A 24836-nucleotide genomic window follows, 5' to 3' on the forward strand; every position below is an offset into this window, starting at 1 on the left:
CAACGGGCGATGCGGGTGAGGCATCGCTATTCCGGCTAGTGGGGACGGCCCTCGTGCACGAGCAGGCGATAGCCATGCTCGGTCATCCAGCGGGCGCGGGCGAGATGGGTGTCATGGACATGGCGCGCGCGATCCGGCTCGCGAGCCGGATCGAGGCCGAACAGGATCGTGACGGCCTCGCGCCAGTCGGCGCCGTCGGTCGCCGCATCGAGCAGGCGCATGTAGAGCTTCATATGCTCACGGTCATAGGCCGTGAGCGCCGCGCTCTGCGGTGGTTCATCGAGGAATTGTACTTGCGTCACCCCAGCCCCCAGAGCCACACCATATCCGCCCGCACCCCATTTTGGTAACCAGGCGTTCCACGGGCAGAGGGAAGACCGATGGCGCATCGCGTGATGGATGGCAGGCATCGCCGAGGCGCTGAATGGGATGTCGGGGCTATTTTCGGCTGTCGATTTTCGCACGAACGAACATCACCCCTTCTCCTTGGTCGGAGTTGAGGAAGACGATGCCATTGGCCTCGAACGCCCGGCGCACCTGATCGCGCGTCGTCTCATACACCTTGAGTCCGCTCTCGGACTCGAGGCGCTTCAACGCGGTCAGGGATACCAGGGCCTTTTCAGCGAGCGTCTCCTGCGTCCAACCAAGCAACGCGCGTGCGGCCCGCGTCTGTCGGGCGGTGATCATGCATGATCACCTCCCACCGACACGAACGCACATGCCAGAACTACGACTATACTAGTCGTTCTATCGGTGAAGGACCAGACACAAAACGCTGTGCTGGCATCCTTCTGAGCGATCGGCGTTGTGACTGATTCGGTCGGATACGAACGGCGAAAGGCCCCGCCCGAATCGTCCGGGCGGGGTGTCGCGGCGCATCAGTCGCCGTGGCGGCGGGTGGGACGGGACCAGATGAGGCTGAAACCGCCGTCCTCGTCGTCGAAGAGGTTGGCGTAGATCGGGGCGGTGAAGCTCGGATCGTCGAGCTTGAGGCCCAGATAGTCGCGGCCCTCGTTGGACTGCTTGGACCAGGCGGCGCCGATCTCGGCGCGGCCGACCAGAACGCGGTGGCTGGGGGCGTTCTCGCTGGTCTGGTTGGTTTCCGGGACGATGCGGACGTTGGCCTGCACATTGAGGGTGACGATTTCGCCGGTGTATTCGTTGCCGGTCTTCTTGAAGGTGCCGATGGTCGCCATGTCAGTTCTCCTTGATTTGAAGCTCCGAGCCCGCACCATTGCGGCCTCGATGGCGATCGACGGGCCGGAGGCGATCGACGCCGCACCCGCTAGGGCCGCAGCGCCAGCGGAGGATGGCGCCCGAGCCACTTTCTTGTTTCGCGAGGAATGAGCGCGCAGCGCTCAGGGGAAGAAAGTTGATCGGCGCCATTGCGGCATAGGCGATCGAGGCGCAGCCGGTCTTCGGCCAGATCAGGCCATTGGAGAGGCCGTTTGGAGCGGTCGACCCGACAAAAAGATCAAGGGAGAACGTGGCGGTCCCGTGCAGCCGTAGGAACCCTGGCAACGGGTCGCTGCCGGTGACGACGTTGCACCTGTCCTGGCGAGAACCGCGATGGGCTTCCCGCAACCCTCGGCTCGTGAAACGCCATCCGCGCCTGCGTCGTCGAGTGGCTGTGCAGCGGACCAGCTACCTGTCCAGCGCCGCTTCAACGTGCCTTACGCTATTTCGGGCCTGACATTGCGATCTCTGCCTGACCGCCAGTTTCTTCCATCTCCGGCGGTGAGGATGGCAGCCATGCCGGCTTGCAGGCCAGTGCTCCAACGGCTGTGTCGGTGTCAGCCCCGTGCCATGCCCCGTCCGGCCGGTTCGGGTGCGGCCATCGGCGCGATCCGCAGGAATGCCGTGACGCCGACCGCGATCGCACCGACGACGGAAAAGGCGATCTGCCAGTTCTCAGACGGCATGGCGTGCTTCACGATGCCATGGGTCGCGTGATAGCCCGCGATCGCCGCAGGCGCGACGAAGGCAAGCGCAATGACGATGCGCAGCCAGAGCGGCCGTGCGAAGGCAAGGAGCAGTTGGCCGACGCCGAAAATCAGCCCGGCCGCGACCAGACCGATCGCGATGCCGCCCGGCCAGCCGGCGCCACTGTCATAGGCCCACATGCCGGCGGTGACTCCGGCGAAGGCTGGGAGCGCGTAGATAGCAAGCGTGAACAGCAACCAGCAGAGAACGCCGATGGCCGCGACGCTGAAGAAGATGCCAAAGAAGATCATGGCGGTGGTCTCCGTGAGAAAAGATCTGACGGACGCGCCTTCCACCACCACCGCGGCGCGCTGTGCAGATTAGCCCATCGCCGGGCCCATTGGAATCCGGGATTTGGGCGGGCAAGGCTCTAGGATGCCGGAAAATCGTGCGCGGATCAGGAGAAAAAGGTCGCACGGATGCGGCGATACTCTTCAGTTTCTGCCTGATTGCTCGGGAAAACCTCGATCAAAGGCCGCGTGGCGGTGCTGATCAATCCCTGCCAGATACGCGCACCGTGCGGCGACGACAGAACCAAGCTCTTAACATCCGACGTCGTGTTCCAAATGAACAGCGACAACCTGTGGTGTTCGACTGCGTCGGCAATGGCAGCGTTTATATGCTCGTCGGCGAAGCCATAGCCTGCGATCATCAGCCGTACATCGCCGGCGTTGATGACCGCTCTGAAGATGTCGGCGTACCAGCTCAGCAGGGGCATCGAGGCAATCTCTGCTGTCTTCTCGGTTCCAACTACCATCGCGTTGCCGCCGTCAGGCGATCGCCAATTGAACGATCCGTATAGCTTGATGACGTTCATTTGGTTGGCGAGCCGTCCCTGTACTCTCGGGTCGACTGCTGGTTGCATCATGAATGTGGGATCGTAAGCACCGATATTTGTCCAGAACCAGCGCCGGCCGGGGTTCGGAACAAGACCCGGCAGGACCCCGCCGGGCGCACCCGCGACATGCTCGTTGTAGAGATGCCGTTCGAAGAAGAGGTCCTGATTCAGAGTGAAGAGATATCCAGAACTATTTCCCTCGTTGCGCTGTCCGAAGAAGCGGAACAGCAGTTCCTGTACCTTGTAAATGTTGATCCACGGCTCATGGTCTGGCCGCGCGATCTCACGATCTATCGCAACGAAAATGTCCAAAACCGCTTGCTCGATCTCCGCGCGGTCAGCGGCCGTGAAGGGCGCAACGTGCGTTTTGCCGAGCGCGACTTCAAAGGCCGTTTCGTCGAGGAGGAGGTCACGTAGGCCGGCGTTCGCGCGGATGCGCGGATGCCCAACGAGCGATGACCATACCTCGTTGGCGAGCTGGCCACCCCAGTTGCGCGACCATCCAGCGCCGGTGAGAAGAACGTGCCTACTGAACTTTCCGATCATGCGAACGATGATATCACGGAGCGGTGGGATCGACAGCTTTAGAGGGCGGCGCTCACGCGCCGCCGTCACCGAACTTCCAGACCGGAATGCCCATCTTGCGGGCCTTGTCGGCGAGATTGTCCTGAATACCGGTGCCGGGGAACACCATCACGCCGATCGGCAACACCGCGAGCATGGAGTCGTTGCGCTTGAACGGCGCGGCCTTGGCGTGGCGGGTCCAGTCGGGCTTGAAGGCGACCTGCGGCACCTTGCGGGTGTCGGCCCAGCTGGCAGCGATGCGCTCGGCACCCTTGGGCGATCCGCCGTGCAGCAGCACCATGTCGGTGTGCTTGGCATGGACCTGATCGAGTTTCGCCCAGATTAGGCGGTGGTCATTGAACTCGAGCCCGCCGGTAAAGGCGATCTTCGGTCCCGCCGGCAGCAGCACTTCGGTCTCTGCCCGGCGCTTCGCGGCGAGGAAATCGCGGCTGTCGATCATCGCTGAGGTCATGGCGCGATGGTTGACCATCGATCCGCTACGCGGCCGCCAAGATGACCCGGTGTGGCGCTCGAAATGCTCGGCGGCCTGGTCGCGCATCAGCTCGAATGCGTTGCGGCGCTCGATCAGGGTCTGCCCCTCTGCGGTGAGGCGCTCCAGGTCAACCGACTTGACCTCCGAGCCGTCCTGTTCACGCTGGCTGCGGCGTTGCGCCTGCTCGTTGTCGTCGAGTTCGCGCTCGATTCGGCCGGTGGCGCGATGGAAGAGATTGACGGTCGACCAGAGAAGGTCGTCGAGGTCAGGCTCGAGGCGGGTGTCGCCGAGGGTCGCGATCAGGGCGTCGAAGATGTCGGCGATGGCCCCGGCGACGATGTTTCCCTCCGGGAGCGGTCTCGGATCGGGTTCGTCCTGGAATGGGCGGTATCCGTAGAGCTGGAGTTCGGTGAGAACATGATCGGTGGGGGATGAGGCGTGGTGAGGCTCGAAGCCGTCGTCGTGTTCGCTCGCCATGGGATGCTCCTTCGTTGGTTTGACCGCGACCCTCGCGGCCTTCTGGCGACGAAAGCCGTCGGGCGGTCCGGACCTGCACCCGGAGCGCAAGCGAGAGGGCCGAAGCGGCAGCGGAGGATGGCGAAGGCCGGCTATTTTGCTTCGCGATGGAAAGCGGCCGCAGGCCGCGCCGGAAAATAGCCGGGCGCAGCCATTGCCGGTCCGGGCCGCTTGACGGCCGATCGCCCTCTCGAAGGCCGGGTCGCGGTCCCCTCCGACGCAAGGGGAGCAGCCTCGTGTGATGCGGCGACGGCTGCCGCTGCCCCGCGCTTGCCCCTTCCGGCTATGCCGCCAGGACAAGAAAACGGGCGACGTCCTCCGGGGCGAGCTGCTGGCGGACCGCTGCCCGGAGAGTGCCGATGCCGAAGGTGCGGAGATCCTCGTTGAAGTCCCCGAGTACCGGCGACAGCACGATCGCCTCGATCCCGGCGGCGTTCGCCCGCTCGATCAGGTTGTCGCGCGCCCCGTCACCGGCCGGATCGTCGTCACGGACGATGTAGAGCCTGCGCAGTGTCGCCGGGAACAGGATAGCGGCAAGGTGCGCGGCCGAAAGCGCGGCGACCATCGGCATGTGGGGCAGGACACAACGCAATGACAGGATCGTCTCGATGCCTTCTCCCGCCGCTATCACGTCGTGCGCCACGCCGAACCGGACCGCATGGCCGAGAAGGTCGCCCATTGCCCGCCTCGGCGTGTCGATTGGCGCCTTGTCGCCGCCGTCGAGGGAAAGCCAGGTGCGGTGCGCTCCGGTGATCCGGTCGGCGAGATCGGTGACGGAAGCGATCATCGCCGGCCAAGTCTCGGTCGGGGAATGCTCGTCGGGCCGATAATAGCAGCGCGGATGGAAGCGGAGCGATCCGGCTCCGTGCAGAACCGTGATGCCGCGTTTGCGCAAATACGATTCTGCGAGTGTGCCAGCGATCGGCTGCGCCATCGAGAACAGGCGCTTCGCCGCGAGTGGCGAACCCGTTGGCGCTGGTGCCTTTCGGCCGCTATCGCGTGTGGGCTGCGGTTCGCTATTTGGCAAACTGAGAAACCGCCGGGCCTCATCGGCGACATCCCTGAAGTCGACCAGCCCGCAACTCTCGCGAATGACGTCCAAGAGATCGCCATGCTCGCCGGTGGCCGCGTCGGTCCACTTGCCGGCCGCGCCCTTGCCGGATTCGGGGCCGATCAACCGGACGAACATGGAGCGGCCCGGCGTATTGCGGACATCGCCGACCATCCAGTAGCGGCCCTCGCGCCGCCCGCTGGAGAGATATTCGCGGCAGACTGCCTCGGCCTGACGGCCGAGACGGTGTGCCAAGTCTGAAGCGTCACGAGCCATCATGCCACCTCCCGCTCGGCGATGCGCTCGATCGGAAACCGCTCCAGCAGCTTGGCGAAGATCGCAGGACCGGATGCATCGGTCGGCACGAACAGGCGCAGCTTCCAGGAGATGATCTCGCCGAACAGGCCATAGGTCTTGAGACGGTCGCGCATGGTGTCGGTGAAGCCGGAGAGCTCGATCCGGTTCGCGCCCATGACACGGGCGCGGCGAAGCTGCAGGCCTTCGGCGAGGTCGAGAATCGTCCGCCCGTCCATCAGCGCCGCAAAGGCTTCTTCCGGGGAGAGCGCCGCCGTGCCGGTTGTCGTTGCGTTTGCCGCCCAGGCCGGCGAGACCTTGCGGCCGATGACGCGCTCGCCCGTATCGGTCTGGAGCCGATAGACCCGCGTCGACTCATTCGGCAAGCGCTTCCAGATCGGCAGCAGGAGTCCCGCGACCATGTGAATGGTGCTGTCGGTGAACTCCGGCACGGACGCGACTTCCGCCTCCCAGACTTTCGTGAATGCCGCGCGGTCGGCTTCGACCCAATGGGTGTCGCCCATCATGGCGACAGGCACATTGGTCGCCTCCATCGGCCGGATCAGCCGTACGCGGCGTTCGACCGCGCCGTCATCGTCGATCACGCTGGTGGTCGGGATGCGCACCGCGGCTCGTTGGGAGCGTTCGTTGACGAGGAGCGCCGCGCGGGGATCGGTGAGATGGTCGAGCGCCGCGTCGAGCATCACCGGCCGGTTGCGCTCGCGCTGGGCGATGGTGAGCAACGTCGTCACCGCGCCGGTCGCGGGATGCGTGTGGATGGCCTGCCGGTCGGTGACGGTGAAGCGCTCGGCCCGCAAGGTTTCCAGGCCGACATCATATGTGCCGCTGGCGATCGCGCCCTCGATCCGGGCCGATAGGATTTGCTCGAAGCGCGAGAACAGAATGTTCTGCAGATCGATGGTGAGCGCCAGCAGCCGGTTCAGGAATGTGGTGATCGGCGGCAGCTCATCCTTGATGCCATTGGCGTCGGTGAGCCTGAGCCCGGTCGATTGCTCGAAGGTCTGGAGCGGGCAGCCCTCGACCTTGCCGGCGACGATCAGCAGATAGAGCCGGCGCAGCGCATCGCGCGCATAGGCGCTTTCGAGATTGTCCTCCGCGCGGAACAGACCCTGACCCCCGGTCTGCCGCTGGCCGCGCGTGATGGCGCCGAGCGTGTCGAGCCGCCGCGCGATGGTGGAGAGGAAGCGTTTCTCCGCCTTTACGTCGGTCGCCACGGGCCGGAAGAGCGGCGGCTGCGCCTGGTTGGTGCGGTTGGTGCGCCCGAGACCCTGGATCGCGGCGTCGGCTTTCCAGCCCGGCTCCAGCAGGTAGTGGACGCGCAGCCGCCGGTTCGTCGCTGCGAGATCGGCGTGATAGGAACGTCCTGTGCCGCCCGCGTCCGAGAAGATAAGGATGCGCTTGGCGTCGTCCATGAAGGCCTGAGTCTCGGCGAGACTGGCGGCGACGGCGCGGCTTTCCACGGCGAGACGGTCGCCTTTGCGGATGATGCGGCGCGAGCGGCCCGTCACCTCGGCCACCATGTCCGTGCCGAAGCGCTGGACGATCTGGTCGAGCGCGCCGGGGACCGGCGGCAGCGAGGCGAGCTTCTCGATCAGCCGGTCGCGCCGGGCGACGGCTTCACGGCTTTCGACGGGCTGGCCGTCGTGGAACACCGGCCGCGAGCAGAGATTGCCCTCGCTGTCGGTGAAGGGCTCGTAGAGCTGCACCGGGAAGGAATGCGCCAGATAGTCGAGCACATATTCGCGCGGCGTGATGTCGACCTGGATGTCGTTCCAGTCCTCGGTCGGAATCTCGGCCAGGCGCCGCTCCATCAGCGCTTCGCCGGTCGAGACGATCTGGATGACCGCCGCATGCCCGGCGGCGAGATCGGACTCGATGGCGCCGATCAGCGACGGCGTCTTCATCGCCGTGATGAGATGATTGAAGAAACGCTGCTTGGCGCTCTCGAAGGCCGAACGCGCGGCGGACTTGGCCTGCCGATTCAGCGTGCCTTCACTGCCGGTGACATTGGTGGCCTGCATGGCGGCGTCGAGATTGTTGTGGATGATCGCGAAGGCGCCGGCATAGGCGTCATAGATACGCCGCTGCTCGTCGGTGAGCTGATGTTCGACCAGTTCATATTCGACGCCTTCATAGGAGAGCGAGCGGGCCTGATAGAGGCCGAGCGCCTTCAAGTCGCGCGCCAGCACCTCCATCGCCGCGACCCCGCCATCCTCGATCGCCTCGACAAACTCGGCGCGGGTGGCGAAGGGGAAGTCCTCGCCGCCCCACAGGCCTAGCCGTTGGGCATAGGCGAGATTGTGCACCGTGGTGGCGCCGGTCGCCGAGACATAGACGACGCGCGCATCGGGCAGTGCGTGCTGCAGGCGAAGCCCGGCGCGACCCTGTTGTGATGCAGCCTGGTCGCCGCGCTCACCCTTCGATCCGGCGGCGTTCTGCATGGCGTGGCTTTCGTCGAAAATGATCACTCCATCGAAGTCTGTTCCCAACCAATCGACGATCTGCTGGACCCGCGAAACCTTCGATCCGCGCTCGTCGGAGCGCAGCGTGGCGTAGGTGGTAAAAAGGATGCCCTGCGGCAGGTGGATCGGTGTGCCTTGGCGGAAACGCGACAGTGGCGTGACGAGGAGTCGTTCCTGACCGAGCGCCGACCAGTCGCGCTGCGCGTCCTCGATCAGCTTGTCGGATTTGGAGACCCAGACCGCGCGGCGGCGTCCCTTGAGCCAGTTGTCGAGCAGGATGCCGGCGACCTGGCGGCCCTTGCCCGCGCCGGTGCCGTCGCCCAGGAACCAGCCGCGCCGGAAGCGAACGGCACCGTCCTGATCGTCCGCCGCGGCGGTGACGACATCGAAGGTTTCGTCGACCGCCCAGGCGCCGGCCAGATGCTGGCCATGAGCTTCGCCGGCATAGATGACGCTTTCGAGCTGGGCGTCCGACAGGATGCCGGTCTCGACGAAACCCGCCGGCAGATGTGGGTAATAACTCGGTGTCGGCGGTGCCACCGAGGCCATGGCTGCCGACTGTACCAGCTTGGTCGGATGGACCTGAGAACCGGAAATACGGATCGACTGAAGCGCGTATTCCTCATAAAGCGCATCTGTGAGCCGTGCGCCCTCGAGCGGGCTCCATTCGATGGTCTCATAGGCGAGTTCTTCGCCCGCCGGTGTGGCGATGGTAGAGGTCCGTTCAACCGCGCCCGCATGACGTGACGAACGATTGTTCGGATCGGAGGCCGCAGGACGAAGCGGCGCGATGGTCGGCAGCGAGACAGACGCTCTCGGTGGAAGGTTCGCCTCGATCCAGCCAAGCAGCGTGGCCGGATCAAGCGCGATACCCGGTGATGCCGAAAACGCGTTCGGATCGTTCGCCGGCAGCTTGTCGATGACGGTGAGCCGGGTGTCGATGGTCGTCCCGTGCCGCGCATAGACACGGCCGTCGATGGCTGCGGTGAAGACGACGTGGCCGTGTTCCTGCAGCCTGACGAACGCGTCGCGCCATTTCGGGGCATCGGGGGCAAAGCCCGCGCCGGTGATGGCGACGAGACGCCCGCCGGGCGCCAGGCGCGCCAGCGCCGAGGCGACATGGCGATAGGCGGCGTCGGCCATGCGGCCTGACACGTTTGCCATTGCCGAGAATGGCGGGTTCATCAGCACGACGCTGGGCACGACATCGGCGTCCAGATGATCATCGATTTGCGCCGCATCGAAGCGGGTGACCGGGATGGCTGGAAAGAGGGAGGCGAGAAGATCTGCGCGCGCCTCGGCAAGCTCGTTGAGAATGAGTCTGCTACCGGCGATCTCGGCGAGGATGGCGAGTAATCCGGAGCCCGCCGAGGGTTCCAGCACGGCATCCTGCGGCGTGATCGCGGCCGCAGTGGTGGCGACAAAGCCGAGTGGGATCGGCGTCGAGAATTGCTGGAAGGCCTGACCTTCTTCAGAGCGGCGGGTATGGGTCGGGAGAAGATCGGTGATCTTCGCGAGCAGCGGTATCGCCGCCGCCGGAGAGCCGGCTTTGCGCAAAAGCACTTTGCCGTATTTGCGCAGGAACAGGATGGTCGCCGCCTCGCAGGCGTCATAGGCCAGCTTCCAGTCCCAGGCGCCGTCGGCGTCGGAGCCGCCATAGGCGGTCTCCATGGCGTCCCTCAGGATCGGCGCATCGATTGTGCGGCCCTGTTCGAGATGAACGAGAAGCGTCCGGGCCGCATCGGCGGCGTGCGATATCGGTTTGACATCGGCGAGCGGATTTGTGGCGGCGGTGCGCGCCGCGGCGGGGATCATTTGCGTCATGGAGGAGACCTCGGGAGAGCGGGAACGGGTCGAACCAGGGGGCGCTCTCTCTTTGACCGTCCCGGCTCAAACCCGTCCCGGCCATCCTCTCCCTCTCACTGCTCCGGCGGCACATTGGCCTCGTAGGGATTGCCCTCGACGAGGTGGCCGAAGGGCGTAAAGACGAAGTCCTCGCCGTCGCGACCAACGGCGCAGATGACGTAGCGCGGTATGCCCGTCGCGGCGTCGATGCACTCCATGAGGGCGAGATTGCCGTCGGCTGCCGCGCGCAGGAGCGTCTCGAAATTGGCGCGGGCATGATCGGGAATGCTCATGGCCGGCCTCCTCGGATCGTATCGTCGAGCCAGCCATGGGTGCCGATCCAGGTGACGGTGTCCCGCCGGCCAAGGTCGAGCACATGGGCGCCGCCGCCGAAGGCATTGATGCGCGGACGCGAGCAGGTGCTCGCCCATTGAAAGCCCCAGCGGCCGGTGAGCGCGAAGGTGTCGGCGCAGCGCAGGACGAAGTCGATGACACGCTGCGGGTCGCCGGTGCCGTCTTCCTGCATCCAGAGTTTCGAACCTCCGTGGGCGGGATCGACCGACAGGAGAAAGCCGTCGGAAGGCGGACCCTCCGACGCACCTTGCACGCAGAGATCATTGTAGATGTCGAGCGCACGGGCAGCGTTATCGGGTGTGCGCACATCGAGCAGGCAGGAGAAGTGTGTGAAATAGTCAGCCATGGTGGCCTCCGGAAACGAAAAACGCCCGGTGCGGAGACCGGGCGTTGTCGGGTTGATGGTGAAGGACGCGGGGCGGCGCGGGACCGCCCCGCGTCTGCTTATTCGGCGGCCACGGGCTGGGGCTCGTCGGCGGGTTCGCCGTCGACCTCCTCCTCGTCGGCGAGAAAGGCCGGCAGCGTTTCGGATTCGCTACTGTTCGCCCCGGAGGTCACGTCATCGTCCAGCGCGGGAAGGCGAAGCGGTTCGGGCAACCAGCCGCTGTCTGCGAGCAGTCGCTCGGCTTCCTTGGCCATGTCCGGCTTCTTCAGATGGTCGATGAGCTGCGCGGTTTCCTCGCCCTTCGCCTCGCGCACGGCTTCGAGGATGCGCGGCTTCGTCACCCGGCCGAAATAGTTGTCGACCGTCGGACGCCAGCCGATCTCCACCATGTCGAGACCGGTAGCGCGCGCCAGCCGGTCCGCCTCGTGGATGCGCTGCCGCACACCGTGCACGGTCGGCCCGGCGCCGTAAGGGTTGGCCTTCTCGTAGAGCGCATTGACGCCGAAGGAGACGCAATGGGCCAGGAGGGCCATGCGGCTTGCGTCATCAAGACCGTCGAGCCTCTCCCAGAGCGCGCGATCGTCGCCGAGGGGAAGATCGCCCTTCCACGCCTCCTGCCGATCGTCGACGGACTTGGCGGATGCACTGTCCTTCAGATCATCGGCCTGCACGGGAAAGAACACATGTCGAACCGAGGCCTCGAGGCATCCCGGCGAGGAGACGTGCTGGAAGGTATCGCGCACAAGCTTGTGGAGGAGCGCGGTCATGGCGATGTGCGGATTGTTGGCCAGCGCGTCGCGCAGCGCGAGGGTGCGGTGTGCGGTCAGTTCGATCACCAGCCGCTCGGGCAGCGGCTTGACCACATCGTCCTCGTCATCCTGCGGCTCAGGCTCGCCGCCGACCGAAATGACCGTGCGTTGACCGTCACTGCCCGGCGTTTGGCCGTCATCGCCGCCAACGCCGGTGTCGCCGCCCGCCGGGGCTTCGTCGTCGGGCCGGACATAGCCGCGATCGACGCTGAGGCGGCCATCATGACCGATGCCGACGAACACGCCGGCACGGCCGATCTCGGCAGGATCGAAATGCTTCGGCCGGTCCTCGAACGCGACGAGTGCCACCTCGATCTCACAGAGCCGTTCATCCACCTCGTCCGGCAATTCGTCGGCTTCGGCATATTCGGATTCGAGACGGTCATATTCGTCACGCAGCGCCTCACGCGTCGCTCGTTCCTCGTCGGTAAGATCGACCGGTGTGCCGGCAAGCTGTCGCAGGCCTTGCGTATGGCCGTAGGGGAAATCGGCGGCGACCTCGATCCACTTCCAGCCTTCGCCGGCGATGGTCTCCGCCTCGGCCTTGAGCTTGTCGGCGACGAGACGCTCCAGCAGCGGCATGTTCTCGACCCAGCCGCCGTCATCGTCCTGGAACAGGTCGCGCATGACGGTGCCGCCGGCTTCCTCATAGACCTCGATGGTGACGAAGCGCACGCGTCGGTCGGCGGCGCGCACGGTGTTTTCCGTCAGCATACGGCGGATCTGGTAGGGTTCCTTCGACCAGCTATGCTGAATCGACTCCCAGACCTGTTCCTGTCGCGCATGGTCGGCCGAAACGGTGAAGGCCATGAGCTGCTCGAGCGTCATCCCATCTTCGGCATAGATGTCGAGGAGCTTCTCCGACACGGTGACGAGCTTGAGCCGCTGCTTGACGATGTTGACGGAGACGAAGAAGCGCGCGGCGATTTCCTCCTCGGTCTGGCCCTGCTCGCGCAAGGTCTGGAAGGCGCGGAACTGGTCGAGCGGATGCAGCGCCGCGCGCTGGACATTCTCGACCAGCGAATCCTCCTCCGCCGAGATGTCGCTGTCCCCTTCGCGCACGATGCAGGGCACGAGCGCAGTCCTGGCGAGGCGCTTCTTCTTGGCGAGGAGTTCGAGCGCCCGGTAGCGCCGGCCGCCGGCTGGAATCTCGAAGATGCCGGTCTCGTTGCCGTCGTCGTCGACGACAGGACGGACGTAGAGGCTCTGCAGGAGGCCGCGGCGGGCGATGTCCTCGGCCAGTTCCTCGATCGAGACGCCGGCCTTGACCCGCCGGACGTTGGACTGGCTGAGCACCAGCTTGTTGAAGGGGATGTCGCGCGAGGCGCTGAGGGTGATCTTCTGACTGGCAGTTGCCATGATGATGTACTCCGGCGACGGGCGCCGAGAGCCTTTCTCTCGACTTCCAACCCGTCACGGAGAAGGGCGCAGCCCTCTCACTCTCCTGTCCGGAGACGGAAGCGAGAGGACCAGGCCGATGAGGTGGGAAGGATCATCTCCCGCGCCGCAGGGACGCTGCGGCGACCTTGAGCAGGCGTTCGCTCTCCACGATGCTGCCCGCCTGCAGCGCCGCCTCGGTATAGACAGACAGCGGATACGAGCCCTCGAAAAGGACATCCCGCTCGATGCCCAGACCGAATGGCAGGCGCACCAAGGAAAGCTCGGCGAGGCTGCAAGAGCCCAGTTCGGGGCATCCGAAGCCAAGATCGGCGAGGCCGAACAACATATCGCCGTCGGGTTCCATCTCGGAGATGAGCCAGGTACCGGCGCCGACGGGATTGCTGAACTTCACCACCGGCACATGGTCGACGTCGCGCTGTCGCCCATTGGCGAGCAGCCGATCTCGCAGGTCGTCGGTCAGCAGGATCATGCCACCCTCCTGTCGCAAGAGCGCGCGGCTTCGATCGCCAGGTCCGCGTCGTCAGGCGCGAACGCTAAGAACCAGTCGGCCGCCTTGCTCGCTTGGGATGCGGCACGGACGATCGCGCGGTTGTCCTCGCGCAGCACTTCGAGCCAGGAGCCGATATAGTCGGCGTGCCGGACAGTCGGGGTGATGCCGAGCGAGGCGCAACAGAACGCGGCGTTGATCTCGGCGATCAGCTCCTCGAATGCATATTTCTTCGAGCCGAACGAGCTGCTGAAATCCCGGCCGAGACGCGAGGTATGACCACTCGCATGGCCGAACTCGTGCAGGGCCGTACGGTGCCAGTCGATCGGCTCGAAATAGGCCTGCGGCGGCGGCACCTGCACATAGTCGTGGGCCGGCACATAGAAGGCCCGGTTGCCGCCGATGCGAAAGTCGATGCCGGTCGCCTCGATCAGCGCCTCCACGGCGGGTTCTATCAGGCCCTCCGGAACCGGCGGCGCGGCCGTCGCCACGTCTTCGGGCAGGTTTTCGCACTGGTCGGTGTTGAAGACCGTGAAGCGCTTCAGGAACGGGATCGCCTGTGCGTCCTCGCCGGTTTCGGCGGCGCGGCGCTTCTCGTCTTCCGGCACGAAGCGGTCGGCATAGACGACGGTCGTGCCGCGCTCGCCCTTGCGGACATTGCCGCCGAGCGACAGCGCCTGGCGGAAGGTGAGCCAGCTCTGGCCGGAAAAGCCGTGCTTGATCACCGCGCCCCACAGGAGCAGCACATTGATCCCCGAATAAGGCCGGGAGGTCGAAGCATTCTTCGGCATGGCGAGCGGCGCCTTCGCCGCCGCTGTGCCCCAGGGCTGGACCCAGGGCACGCGGCCGGCTTCAAGCTCGGCGATGATCTTGTCGGTGATCTCGGAATAGAGATTGGTCCGGTCGTGCCTGGCGCCGGTGTTTCGCTTGTGTCTGGACATCGCGGTTCTCCGCGACGGGCGCCAAGGGCCTCTCCCTCGGCTTCCAACCCGTCACGGCAAACCGGTCCGCACTCTTACTCTCGGGGCGTTGCGGGGTGTCCCCGCAGAAGGGGTCGGGCGAGACTACAGGCTCGGCCGCAGGGGAAGGCCTTCCCCTCCTGGGCTTTCCAGATCGCGAATTACTGGCTACCAATTAGCGGGATGTTTACTTCCAATCAGCCGAAGGGGATAGTTCCAATTGTCCGGGGATTCGGGGATGAGATGTTCAGTCGGTTTGTAGAGCGGCGGGCGGAGGAAGCCCTTTCGGATACGCCCGTTGTGCTGATCGTAGGACCGCGTAGGGCCGGCAAGACCACGCTCGTCAAGAAGATGGGGGAAGCCGGTCGAGACTATATCACGCTCGACGATCAGACCGTCCTCGAGGCTGCCCAGTCCGATCCGGCCGGTTTCATCCGAGGCCTCGACCGGGCCATCATCGACGAGATTCAGCGCGCTCCCGACCTGCTGCTGGCGATCAAGAAGACGGTCGACGAGGATTATCGTCCGGGCCGGTTTCTCCTCACGGGCTCGGCGAATGTACTGACCCTGCCGCGGATCGCCGACAGTCTCGCCGGCCGGATGGAGACCCTCCAGATGCTGCCGCTGGCGAGGGCAGAGATCGAAGGCCGGATGCCCAGCTTTCTGGAGCGCCTCTTTGAGGGAAAGCTGAAAAATCAGCCCAAAGCGACCGTCGGCGACGATCTCGTCCAACTCGCCCTGCTCGGCGGCTTTCCCGAAGCGATCGCCCGCGAAAGCGAGCGGCGGCGGCAGGACTGGGCGCGATCCTACCTCACCTCGATCCTCACGCGCGATCTGCGGGACATCGCGGACGTAGAGAAGCTGACCGAGCTTCCGAAATTCGTGCGGCTCCTCGCAGAGCACTCCGGCCAGCTGGTCAACTACTCACAGCTCGGGGCCGGCATCAATGTCAGCCACAAGACCGGGCAGCGTTATGTCGGACTGCTCGAACAGGTGTTTCTGATCGCGACATTGCAGCCCTGGTTCACCAACGCGCTGAAGCGCATCGTGAAGACACCGAAGCTGCATTTCCTCGATTCCGGCCTGCTGGCCAGTGCGCGAGGTCTGACGTTCGACAGGGTCAAGGCTGATCGCGGAACGTTCGGCGCGCTGCTTGAAAGCTTCGTGTTCTCGGAAGTGCTGAAGCTGATGACGGCCTCAGACCTGCGGCTGACGCCTCACCACTTCCGGGATCGGGACATGCGCGAAGTGGACATCGTGCTGGAGCGCGATGACGGGATGATCGCAGGTCTCGAGGTCAAGGCGAGCGCCACAGTGAAGTCCGGTGATTTCGCCGGACTCCGGGCGCTGGCTGAGGCCTGCGGGGATCGCTTCGCCTTCGGTGCCGTCCTTTATGACAGCACGGATGTCGTGCCGTTCGGTGACCGGCTGGCGGCGGCACCGATGTCGAGTTTGTGGGGGTGAGCGCCATGGGGCAGCGCGGACATGCAGCGGGAGCGCCGAGCGACTTAGGAACAGAATTCCATCCACTGCGGCGAGCCACATCCAAGCTAGTCCTTGCGCCCTTGTGGAAATTCATTTGTCGGGGCCGCCGTGATAGCAATTATGGCATACTAAGAAGTATTGGGGGCTGAACTGACAATGAAGGCATTCGAATTCGACCATCGCCTTATCGATTCCTACGCCCGGTTCTCGCGGTCGTTCAGCACCATTCGATCTGAAGACCTGAAATCAGAGATCGGCCGTCAGTACGATGCAGGGCGCTTCTGGCCGGATGCTCTACTGTCTCTGAATCCTCGATATCTTGAGGGCCAGACCGTCGATGATCTGGTCACTTCGGGTGATCTCGACGAAGCGACCGGCAGGATATTCCGCTTCGATGAAACGCCTCTGCGGCTTCATCGCCACCAGGCGCAGTCCATTGCAAAAGCCCGGGCCGGGCAGAGTTATGTCGTCACGACCGGAACCGGCTCGGGCAAGTCTCTTTGCTTCTTCGTGCCGGTAGTCGATGCGATCGTCCGCGCACGGAAAGCCGGGAAGCCGCGCAGGACCAGCGCCATCATCGTCTATCCGATGAACGCACTGGCCAACAGCCAGCTCAAGGGGATCGAGGATTTCATTTACAAGTCCGGCCTGCCCGAAGATCTGAAGCCGGTAGTGCGGCGCTACACCGGCCAGGAAAGTCAGGAGGAGCGTCAGCGGATCGCAGACAATCCGCCGGACATTCTGCTGACCAACTTCATGATGGCTGAGCTGCTTCTGACTCGGCAGGACAGCCTCGACACCAAGGTCATAGAGAACGCAAACGGTCTGGATTTCATCGTCCTCGACGAGCTGCACACTTATCGCGGCCGGCAGGGCGCAGATGTCGCTATCCTTGTCCGTCGACTGCGCAACCGCTGCGCACTGGACAAGGCACCCATCTGCATCGGCACTTCGGCCACCATGGCGAGCGAGGGATCCGATATCAACCGCGCGCAGGCGGTGGCGGATGTTGCATCGCGACTGTTCGGAACCCCTATTGGGCCCGAATCCGTCGTCGATGAGTCCTTGCAACGTGCAACGGACGATCTGCTGAAGCTCGGCGATGTGCGGCCAAAGCTCGCGCAGATTCTGACGTCCGCGCTTCCTGACGTGCTGACGGATGAGGTGTTGAAAAGGCACCCTTTGGCGGTATGGACCGAACTGGCGATCGGCCTCGAGGACGCACAGGAACTCAAGCGCAAGAAGCCCATTCCCCTCGAAGAGGCTGTTTCCCTGCTGTCAAAGGACAGCGGTGTCGATCGTGAAATCTGCCGAAGTGGCCTTGAGACCTTCCTGACCCGTGCCAGCCTGCCGGAAACGGAGCGGGGCGGTTTCGGGACGGGCGCATTCCTGGCGTTCAAGCTCCATCAGTTCATCTCTGGCGCGGGAGAGATTTTCACCACGCTGACCGAACGGCCCAGAAACGTCCTGTTCGAAGGGCAACTCGAAGACCCAAGCGCGCCGGGACATCGCCTGTATCCAACCCGCTTTTGCCGGGACTGTGGGCATGAGGCCCACGTCGTCACGAAGACCGAGGATGCCGAGGGCATCGCGTTTCTGCCCAGGAACATTGATGATACGCCACTCGACGACGAAGAAGGCGATATTGCCGGCTATCTGACCACCACGGGCGATGGCGATCCAGACTATGCCTTCACGGGCGAGATCGAAACGTATCCTGAGGATTGGCGGGAGGAGCGCAACGGCGTCGAGCGGCTTCGGGCAAACAGGAAACGCAGAGTTCCCCAGATGGTCACAGTGGCCCCGGACGGGCGCTACGATTCATCGGGGAAGAGCTTCTGGTTCATACCGGGCAAGTTTGGCTTCTGCCCATGCTGCCTGGACCAACCGCATCCCAGCATGCGGGAACGCAGCAAACTCGCGGGCCTGTCGGGCGAGGGCCGAAGCTCGGCCACGACACTTCTCGTCTCGACCGCACTGGAATGGATGAACGGGAGCAACAGCGGTGTTCCCAAAGAGAAACGCAAGCTGCTCGGTTTCACGGACAACCGGCAGGATGCCGCACTCCAGGCGGGCCACTTCAATGACTTTCTGTTCGTCAGCCTCCTGCGCGGCGCGATCCTGCGAGCCGTTCTGGATGCCGGCGAAGATGGCATGACCGAGGACGAATTCGGCCTGCGGGTTGTGAAGGCGCTTGGGTTCACTGCGGGCAACAAGGACGCGCGGATCCACTGGATGTTGGATTCCGAGGCAGGCGCCGTGGTCCGCGAAGACGCCCAACGCTCCCTCGCCAGGGTTCTGGCCCATCGGCTCTGGACCGATCTGCGCCGGGGTTGGCGCTACACCAATCCGAGCCTGTCGGTCCTCAAGCTCGTCGATGTTGCGTTTATTGGGCTTGATGACATCGCGGAAGATACTGAGCGCCTCGCAGCCATCCTGCCGGATCTCGCAACGCTCGATGCCGCAGAACGCAAGGCGATGTTCAAACAGCTCCTCGGTGCGATGCTCGAAGGTCTGGCGGTCGGGACCGAAGCGCTCGATTTGACCGTGCTCGATACCGTGGCGCAAAAGTCGCGAAATCTCCTGCGTGTCCCCTGGGCAATCGATGCAAAGGAGACGCCGAGAAGCCGCACGACACTGTTTCTGCAAGCTCCGGGTAAGGACCGGGTGGGGCTGCGTGAGGAACAGACAATCATCCGCGCCGGCCACAATTCCCGTATTGGGCGCCTCCTCAATCGCAAGAGCGTCATCGGAACCAAGCTCGGCAAGACGGACTACCTCACGGTGATGACGGGTCTGATGGAGCTTCTGGCCCGCGAAGGACTGGTGTCGCGCGTCGACATAGAGGCGGACCTGCAGGGTTGGCGTCTGTCACCCTCGGCGGTGCGCGTCATTCCGGGCGAAGCCGTCCGAACGGGGACCGCGCAAGGAAACCGCTACTTTCATGATCTCTACAATGCGATCGCTGCCGATCTGAAAGTGGGTCATAGCAGCTATTGGGGCCTCGAAGGCCGCGAACATACGGCTCAGGTGTCACAGAGACAGCGTGAATGGCGAGAGTGGCGCTTCCGCTTTGAGAAGGACGATCGGGAAAATCTCGCGGAGAATGCAACCGATCTCAAGGCAGCAGGAGAGTCGGAGCAATTTCTGCCCGCTCTGTTCTGTTCACCCACGATGGAGCTCGGCGTCGATATCTCGGCGCTGAACGCCGTGTATCTGCGCAACGTGCCACCGACGCCGGCAAATTATGCACAGCGGGCGGGGCGCGCCGGTCGCTCCGGACAGGCTGCTGTCATCGTGACTTATTGCGCCGCCCAATCTCCTCACGACCAGTATTTCTTCGAGCGGCGCAACGACATGGTGGCGGGCGTGGTTCGTCCGCCGGCGCTCGACATCACCAATGAAGAGCTCGTGCGCTCGCATCTGCACGCCATCTGGCTTGCCGAAGCTAAGGTCGCCCTGTCGCCAGACATCCCCGAGATTCTCGATCTGAAGCAGCCGGATTACCCGCTTAAGCAGGAGATCCGCGATGTCATCAACCGGCCGGGGCTGGTGAGCACGGCGCATTCCCCGATGAAACGCGTCCTCGACCAGATACTCGCGTCAGTGGATGGCCCGAAACCGGTCTGGATGGGTGAGCCGGACGAGTTTGTCTCCGACGTCGTCCAGCGCGCACCGCAGGCATTCGACCGGTCCTTCGATCGTTGGCGTGAGCTTTACAATTCCGCTCGAACGCAGCTGATGGAGGCCAATACCCGCTCCGAGATCACCGGCCTGTCGGGTGCCGACCGCCGGCGAATCAAGGCCGCGCAGATGCAGGCGAGCGACCAGATCACCATTCTCGAACACGGCAAGGCCTCCAACGGCTCGGACTTTTATTCCTACCGCTATCTCGCGACGGAGGGGTTCCTGCCGGGATACAATTTCCCCCGGCTGCCGCTCTACGCCTTCATCCCTGGAGAGGGAAAAACAGGCTCATTCCTCCAGCGCGCGCGCTTTCTGGCCATCTCGGAATTCGGCCCGCGCAGCCTGATCTATCACGAGGGCCGCGCCTACAGGGTCATGAAGGCAAAGTTGCCACCCGAGGTCAGAACGGGAGACGGATCAGAGCTCGCCACCAGGGACATTTTCATCTGCTCGAACTGCGGCGCCTGTCATGACGGTGAAGTGGAGCGCTGTCACGCCTGCAATTCGCCTATGGCGGGCGAGGGGCCAGTGCAGCGGACGCTCAGGATAGACAATGTCGAAGCTGCGCCCGCCGACCGGATCACGGCAAACGACGAGGAGCGCGTCCGGCAGGGCTTCGACATTCAGACCGTCTTCTCCTGGCCAACACGGGACGGTCGGGTTCAGATCACCGAGGCTGATTTCCGCTGCGAAGACACCTCGATTCTCTCCCTGCAATACGCCAATAGCGCCGAAATCAGCCGGATCAACAAGGGGTTGAAGCGACGCGCGAACCAAACTGTGTTCGGTTTCTACATCGATCCGCGCAGCGGCTACTGGACCAAGTCCGAAGACGAAGATCCGGACGTCGATGTGCCACCGGATGTCGTCAGGCCGGTTCGCATCGTCCCGATCGTCCGTGATCGCAAGAACGCGCTCCTCTTTCGTTTCAGTGAGCCCGCGGCGTATGCAGCCGAAACGATCGCGACGGTCCAGCATGCCCTCATGAGGGGTATTGAAGTTGTCTTCCAGCTGGAAGAAGGCGAGATCCTCGGCGAACCATTGCCCGCCCGCGACAATCGCCGTGCCATTTTGGCTTACGAAGCCACAGAGGGCGGCGCCGGGGTTCTGAGCAGACTGGTCGAGGATCCTCTCGCCCTCGGCACGGTCGCTCGAGAAGCGCTGATCCTCATGCATTTCGAGAAGGTCGACGAGGCGATCGCAGCAGGCGATGCCAATCTGCTTGTCAGTCACGAAGGAGAGGCCTGCGTTCGCGGGTGCTATCGCTGCCTGCTATCCTATTTCAACCAACCCGATCACGAACTGATCGACCGAACGAGCGATGAAGCCAAACAGATGCTGATCGATCTGGCGCGGGGGCAGGTGCTGCTCACTGCAGCGGCGAACCGGTCGACCGAAGGCGGGGGATGGTTGAGCGCCTTCAGGGATGTGGGGCTTCCGTCTCCCGACGCCTCTACCGTCAGTTTCTCCGGGCAGGAGATGAGATTTGCCTGGCGCAGTCACTTCGTCGCCGCTTGCGTTGCCCCACTGGCCGAGGCAACGCGCGAGGAAGCTGAAGCCAAGGGCTGGACGCTGTTCGAGTTGCCGGAAACTGTCACCGTGGGCGTTCCCGACGCGATGATCTCGATGTTGGGGGGATGATCTAATGACGGTGAATTTTTCCCCCGGAGATCTGGTCCGTGCCCGCGGCCGGGAGTGGGTCGCGTTGCCGTCGCCGCAAGGCGGCATTCTGGCGCTTCGCCCGCTCTCGGGCAGCGAGAACGATACGGTGATCCTCGACCCGGAGCTTGAGATACTCCCGGTCGAGCCGGCCCGGTTCGACCTTCCCGCCGACGCCGCGACGACTGTCCAGGCGAAGGCCGCGCTGCTTGCGGATGCGATGCGTCTGACGTTGCGGCGAGGGGCAGGCCCCTTCCGGTCCGCCGCGCAGCTCGCCTTCGAACCCCGGACCTATCAGCTTGTTCCCTTGCTGATGGCGCTTCGCTTGCAAGTGCCGCGCCTGCTCATCGCGGACGATGTCGGCATCGGCAAGACGATCGAGGCCGGTCTGATCTTGCGCGAGCTGATGGACCGAGGCGAGGCGGAGGCGTTCTCGGTGCTCTGCCCGCCGCATCTCGTCGAGCAATGGGTGGGCGAGCTCAAGGCGCGCTTCGGGATCGAAGCCGTCGCGGTCACGTCCGGCACGGCGAGCCGGCTGGAGCGCGGCCTGCCCCTCGCGCAGACCTTGTTCGATGCCTACCCATTCACGGTCGTCAGCCTCGACTACATCAAGGCCGAAAAGCGCCGAGAGGGCTTCGCACGCGCCTGCCCGGATCTCGTTGTTGTCGACGAGGCGCATGCCTGTGTGGGCACGCACAAGGGCCGGCAGCAACGCTTCGAGCTCCTATCAGGACTGGCTCGGGATCCGGAACGGCGGATGATCCTCCTGACCGCGACGCCGCATTCCGGGGATGAAGAAGCTTTTGGGCGACTTCTCTCCCTGGTCGAGCCGTCATTCACGTCGATGAACTTCGAGGATGCCCGCTACCGGGAGCGGCTCGCACGCCACTTCGTGCAGCGGCGCCGGATCGATCTCGTCTCGGGGGATTGGGATGAAGATCGCGCCTTCCCGAAGCATGAGACGACGGAATTCCCCTATCGCCTTTCTCCGGCCCATCTCGAGTTCCATGAAGCCGTGCTCGACTACTGTCTCGGCATCGTCTCCCGAGCAGGAACCGGTCAGCGGGAACGGCGGCTCGCCTTCTGGGGCACGTTGGCTTTGATGCGTTGTGTTGGCTCTTCGGCAGCCGCGGCCTTGAGCTCCCTGCGCAACCGGATGTCTAGCGAGAGCGACCGTCTCGAACCGCAGATCTATGATGAGGACGGAGACGACGAGGACGCCGTCGACATCGAACCGAGTACGACCTTCGATGCCGATCCGGCGCTGCTTGCTCTGGTGAAGCATGTCGAGGAACTCGTTGGCAAACCCGATCCCAAGCTCACTGCGTTGGTCGATGCGCTGACGCCGCTCGTCAAGAAGGGCGTCAACCCCGTCGTCTTCTGTCGCTATCTGGCGACGGCGGAGCATGTCCGCGATGGTTTGCGCAAGGCCTTCCCCAAGCTGATCGTCGAATCCGTGACTGGTGTTCTGACTCCCGACGAGCGCCGCGACCGCGTGGCCGACATGGCGCCTGCGGACGAGGAAAAGCAGGTCCAACGCATCCTCGTCGCCACCGACTGCTTGTCTGAAGGGATTAACCTTCAGCAGCTCTTCGATACGGTGGTGCACTACGATCTGTCGTGGAACCCGACCCGCCATCAGCAGCGCGAAGGACGAGTCGATCGCTTCGGTCAACCGGCGGAGCTCGTCCGATCGATCATGATGTTCTCGCCGGACAGCGCCATCGACGGCGCCGTACTCGATGTCATTCTTCGCAAGGCCGAGGAGATCCGGAAGGCGACCGGCGTTACCGTACCGCTCCCCGATGAACGCGGGCCTGTAACGGACGCGCTGATGGCGTCGGTAATGTTGCGCCGTGGCGCCCCCCGCCAGCTTACGCTCGACCTGCGCCTCGGCGACGGCGTCAAGGTCATGGAGGCGCGTTGGCGCGACGCCTCCGAGAACGAGAAGAAGTCCCGTGCGCGTTTCGCCCAGAACGCGATGAAGCCGCAGGAGGTCGCCCCGGAATGGGAAAAGGTGCGGACGCTGCTTGGCTCCCCAGCGGATGCCAGGCTTTTCATCGAAAGGGCGATGGCGCGCTTCGGCGTGCCGTTGGAGCCCCGGAAATCCCTGCTTCTCGCTCATGTCGATGAACTTGACGCTGGCCTGCGCGAGCGTCTGAAGGGGAATGGCCTGAGCGGATCGGTGCGTCTGGCTACGTCCGAGCCAGCGCCATCGGGGACAGCGCTGCTGACCCGGACGCATCCCTTAACGGCGACGCTGGCGGAGGCGCTGATGGAGGCCTCGCTCGATCCGGAGTCCCTGTCCAATCTCGGCATCGGCCGGGTCGGCGCCTGGCCGACCGCCGCCGTGCAGCAGATGACCCGTGTCGCTCTTCTCAGGATACGTTTCAAGCTGACCGTTCATGCCCGTAAGGAACAGTTGCTCCTGGCGGAGGAGGCGGCCCTCGTTGCAATACAGGGCGGTCGGATCGTGGCGACTGGCGAGGCCGCCCAAGAACTGCTGAATACACCTGCCACGGCCGATCTGGCGTCGATCGCCCGCGACAGGTTCATCGCGAACGCAAAGGAGGATCTGCCCGGCCTGCTTTCAGGACCGATCGCCAAATTCGTCCGGTCGCGCGCGAACGAACTCATGCAGGACCACGCCCGGCTCCGCGCCGCGGCAGGCTCTGCCTCGCGCGTCACTGTTGAGGCCGTGCTGCCGCCGGACGTGATCGGGCTGTTCGTCCTCGTGCCGGGCGAGGCCTGAGCCATGGCGCGCAAGCCCGTCACAGACATATCGGCTTGGCCTTCGCTCACTCTCGAAGGCAACCTCATCGCGCCGGCCACGATCGCAAGCGTCGACCGGAGACAGGCCTCCGAGCAGTCGGAAGAGGACTATCGGATCCGCAAGGGGCTGACGATCCGCGAGGAGATCTCGACCGCCTTCCGCGTCGGCCAGTCACATTTCGATGCCTTCGCGAAGTTGGAGACCCCCTCGGTCCAAGCAACCCGCCGCTTCATCCGGGCCTTCCTGCAAGAAACCTTCGGCTTCGACGACCTCGCTCCTGCAGATGGAGCCCTGTCCTTCATCGGGGGCGGTCGGGTCCCCATCGTGGTCGTACCCCCCGCCGACGAAAAACTCGACCGGCGCAGCGCGACCCTCTCGACCGACCGGACACGCTCCCCCGCCTTCGCGCTTCAGGACCACCTGAACGAACATGACGAGACGCTTTGGGGGCTTGTGACCAACGGTACCCTCATCCGCTTGATGCGCGACAACGCATCGCTGACCCGCCCCGCCTATATCGAGGCCGACCTCGCCCAGATCGTCACCCACGAGGACGCCGCCTCCTTTGCCGTTCTCTGGCTTCTGATCCACCGCACCCGCTTTGGTGTCGCGGGCGCCCCCGCCACCGACTGCGCGCTGGAACGCTGGCGCGATGCCGGGTCCAAGGAAGGCGAAGTCGCCCGCGACCGCTTGGCCGTCCAGGTCCAGATCGCGCTCGAGGGTCTAGGCTCCGGTTTCCTCGAAGCCAACCCTGACCTCGCCACCCGGCT

The 24836-nt window shown here is 64.3% G+C and carries 17 protein-coding genes and 1 pseudogene; 4 read left to right on the plus strand and 14 right to left on the minus strand.

All coding sequences use genetic code 11. The features are described from left to right. Positions 1 to 35 precede the first annotated feature (35 nt). From MJ956_RS11450 to MJ956_RS11515, 14 genes are all read right to left on the minus strand, one after another. Positions 36 to 302 carry a DNA -binding domain-containing protein gene (locus tag MJ956_RS11450; RefSeq protein ID WP_026014862.1) on the minus strand — a complete coding sequence of 89 codons (267 nt, stop codon included), beginning with the start codon at positions 300 to 302 and terminating at the stop codon, positions 36 to 38. A 136-nt stretch (positions 303 to 438) separates the two neighbouring features. Next, positions 439 to 687 carry a helix-turn-helix domain-containing protein gene (locus tag MJ956_RS11455; RefSeq protein ID WP_019400666.1) on the minus strand — a complete coding sequence of 83 codons (249 nt, stop codon included), beginning with the start codon at positions 685 to 687 and terminating at the stop codon, positions 439 to 441. A 191-nt stretch (positions 688 to 878) separates the two neighbouring features. Beyond that, complete coding sequence (locus MJ956_RS11460; protein ID WP_253964595.1) at positions 879 to 1196, minus strand: DUF736 domain-containing protein; 318 nt, start codon at positions 1194 to 1196, stop codon at positions 879 to 881. A 1-nt stretch (position 1197) separates the two neighbouring features. After that, a complete protein-coding gene (locus tag MJ956_RS11465; protein ID WP_253964596.1) occupies positions 1198 to 1584 on the minus strand; it encodes a hypothetical protein in 387 nt (128 codons plus the stop codon). A 209-nt stretch (positions 1585 to 1793) separates the two neighbouring features. After that, positions 1794 to 2234: a hypothetical protein gene (locus MJ956_RS11470; RefSeq protein ID WP_253964597.1), complete on the minus strand. Its 441-nt coding sequence runs from the start codon at positions 2232 to 2234 to the stop codon at positions 1794 to 1796. A 146-nt stretch (positions 2235 to 2380) separates the two neighbouring features. After that, positions 2381 to 3436, minus strand: coding sequence for an SIR2 family protein (locus MJ956_RS11475; RefSeq protein ID WP_253964598.1), 1056 nt, complete (start codon positions 3434 to 3436; stop codon positions 2381 to 2383). Further along, a complete protein-coding gene (locus tag MJ956_RS11480) occupies positions 3420 to 4355 on the minus strand; it encodes a DUF2493 domain-containing protein (protein ID WP_253964599.1) in 936 nt (311 codons plus the stop codon). The genes MJ956_RS11475 and MJ956_RS11480 overlap by 17 nt, the downstream gene beginning before the upstream one ends. A gap of 322 nt (positions 4356 to 4677) precedes the next feature. Beyond that, on the minus strand, positions 4678 to 5724 hold the full coding sequence (locus MJ956_RS11485; RefSeq protein ID WP_253964600.1) for a DUF7146 domain-containing protein: 1047 nt from the start codon (positions 5722 to 5724) through the stop codon (positions 4678 to 4680). Continuing rightward, complete coding sequence (locus tag MJ956_RS11490; RefSeq protein ID WP_253964609.1) at positions 5721 to 10037, minus strand: strawberry notch family protein; 4317 nt, start codon at positions 10035 to 10037, stop codon at positions 5721 to 5723. The genes MJ956_RS11485 and MJ956_RS11490 overlap by 4 nt, the downstream gene beginning before the upstream one ends. A 104-nt stretch (positions 10038 to 10141) precedes the next feature. Next, positions 10142 to 10360 carry a DUF6117 family protein gene (locus MJ956_RS11495; protein WP_253964601.1) on the minus strand — a complete coding sequence of 73 codons (219 nt, stop codon included), beginning with the start codon at positions 10358 to 10360 and terminating at the stop codon, positions 10142 to 10144. Continuing rightward, positions 10357 to 10767 (minus strand): hypothetical protein, encoded by a 411-nt coding sequence (locus tag MJ956_RS11500; protein WP_253964602.1) that lies wholly within the window; start codon positions 10765 to 10767, stop codon positions 10357 to 10359. Before MJ956_RS11500 ends, MJ956_RS11495 begins: the two co-directional genes overlap by 4 nt. 98 nt (positions 10768 to 10865) lie before the next feature. After that, positions 10866 to 12974: a ParB/RepB/Spo0J family partition protein gene (locus tag MJ956_RS11505; protein WP_253964603.1), complete on the minus strand. Its 2109-nt coding sequence runs from the start codon at positions 12972 to 12974 to the stop codon at positions 10866 to 10868. A gap of 133 nt (positions 12975 to 13107) precedes the next feature. Continuing rightward, on the minus strand, positions 13108 to 13485 hold the full coding sequence (locus MJ956_RS11510) for a DUF2958 domain-containing protein (RefSeq protein ID WP_253964604.1): 378 nt from the start codon (positions 13483 to 13485) through the stop codon (positions 13108 to 13110). Beyond that, positions 13482 to 14444, minus strand: coding sequence for an ArdC family protein (locus tag MJ956_RS11515; RefSeq protein WP_253964605.1), 963 nt, complete (start codon positions 14442 to 14444; stop codon positions 13482 to 13484). The genes MJ956_RS11510 and MJ956_RS11515 overlap by 4 nt, the downstream gene beginning before the upstream one ends. Positions 14445 to 14705: 261 nt before the next feature. Here MJ956_RS11515 and MJ956_RS11520 point away from each other — a divergent pair, with 261 nt between their 5' ends. The 4 genes and pseudogenes from MJ956_RS11520 to MJ956_RS11535 form a co-directional block, all read left to right on the plus strand. Beyond that, complete coding sequence (locus MJ956_RS11520; protein WP_253964606.1) at positions 14706 to 15926, plus strand: ATP-binding protein; 1221 nt, start codon at positions 14706 to 14708, stop codon at positions 15924 to 15926. 177 nt (positions 15927 to 16103) lie between these two features. Beyond that, on the plus strand, positions 16104 to 21275 hold the full coding sequence (locus MJ956_RS11525) for a DEAD/DEAH box helicase (protein ID WP_253964607.1): 5172 nt from the start codon (positions 16104 to 16106) through the stop codon (positions 21273 to 21275). Between the two features lie 4 nt (positions 21276 to 21279). Next, positions 21280 to 24045, plus strand: a complete 2766-nt coding sequence (locus MJ956_RS11530; RefSeq protein ID WP_253964608.1) for a DEAD/DEAH box helicase — start codon at positions 21280 to 21282, stop codon at positions 24043 to 24045. 3 nt (positions 24046 to 24048) lie between these two features. After that, positions 24049 to 24836, plus strand: a pseudogene (locus MJ956_RS11535) (Eco57I restriction-modification methylase domain-containing protein); the annotation flags it as partial.

The organism is Aurantimonas marianensis, assembly GCF_024195285.1.
Taxonomy (GTDB): Bacteria; Pseudomonadota; Alphaproteobacteria; order Rhizobiales; family Rhizobiaceae; genus Aurantimonas; species Aurantimonas marianensis.

What these genes read in the sequence shown, in the direction of transcription:
- MJ956_RS11505 (WP_253964603.1), bottom strand. Translation starts at nt 12,974, where the DNA reads ATGGCAACTGCCAGTCAGAAGATCACCCTCAGCGCCTCGCGCGACATC.
- MJ956_RS11520 (WP_253964606.1), top strand. Translation starts at nt 14,706, where the DNA reads ATGTTCAGTCGGTTTGTAGAGCGGCGGGCGGAGGAAGCCCTTTCGGAT.
- MJ956_RS11510 (WP_253964604.1), bottom strand. Translation starts at nt 13,485, where the DNA reads ATGATCCTGCTGACCGACGACCTGCGAGATCGGCTGCTCGCCAATGGG.
- MJ956_RS11530 (WP_253964608.1), top strand. Translation starts at nt 21,280, where the DNA reads ATGACGGTGAATTTTTCCCCCGGAGATCTGGTCCGTGCCCGCGGCCGG.
- MJ956_RS11490 (WP_253964609.1), bottom strand. Translation starts at nt 10,037, where the DNA reads ATGATCCCCGCCGCGGCGCGCACCGCCGCCACAAATCCGCTCGCCGAT.
- MJ956_RS11470 (WP_253964597.1), bottom strand. Translation starts at nt 2,234, where the DNA reads ATGATCTTCTTTGGCATCTTCTTCAGCGTCGCGGCCATCGGCGTTCTC.
- MJ956_RS11500 (WP_253964602.1), bottom strand. Translation starts at nt 10,767, where the DNA reads ATGGCTGACTATTTCACACACTTCTCCTGCCTGCTCGATGTGCGCACA.
- MJ956_RS11460 (WP_253964595.1), bottom strand. Translation starts at nt 1,196, where the DNA reads ATGGCGACCATCGGCACCTTCAAGAAGACCGGCAACGAATACACCGGC.
- MJ956_RS11495 (WP_253964601.1), bottom strand. Translation starts at nt 10,360, where the DNA reads ATGAGCATTCCCGATCATGCCCGCGCCAATTTCGAGACGCTCCTGCGC.
- MJ956_RS11480 (WP_253964599.1), bottom strand. Translation starts at nt 4,355, where the DNA reads ATGGCGAGCGAACACGACGACGGCTTCGAGCCTCACCACGCCTCATCC.
- MJ956_RS11485 (WP_253964600.1), bottom strand. Translation starts at nt 5,724, where the DNA reads ATGATGGCTCGTGACGCTTCAGACTTGGCACACCGTCTCGGCCGTCAG.
- MJ956_RS11455 (WP_019400666.1), bottom strand. Translation starts at nt 687, where the DNA reads ATGATCACCGCCCGACAGACGCGGGCCGCACGCGCGTTGCTTGGTTGG.
- MJ956_RS11515 (WP_253964605.1), bottom strand. Translation starts at nt 14,444, where the DNA reads ATGTCCAGACACAAGCGAAACACCGGCGCCAGGCACGACCGGACCAAT.
- MJ956_RS11525 (WP_253964607.1), top strand. Translation starts at nt 16,104, where the DNA reads ATGAAGGCATTCGAATTCGACCATCGCCTTATCGATTCCTACGCCCGG.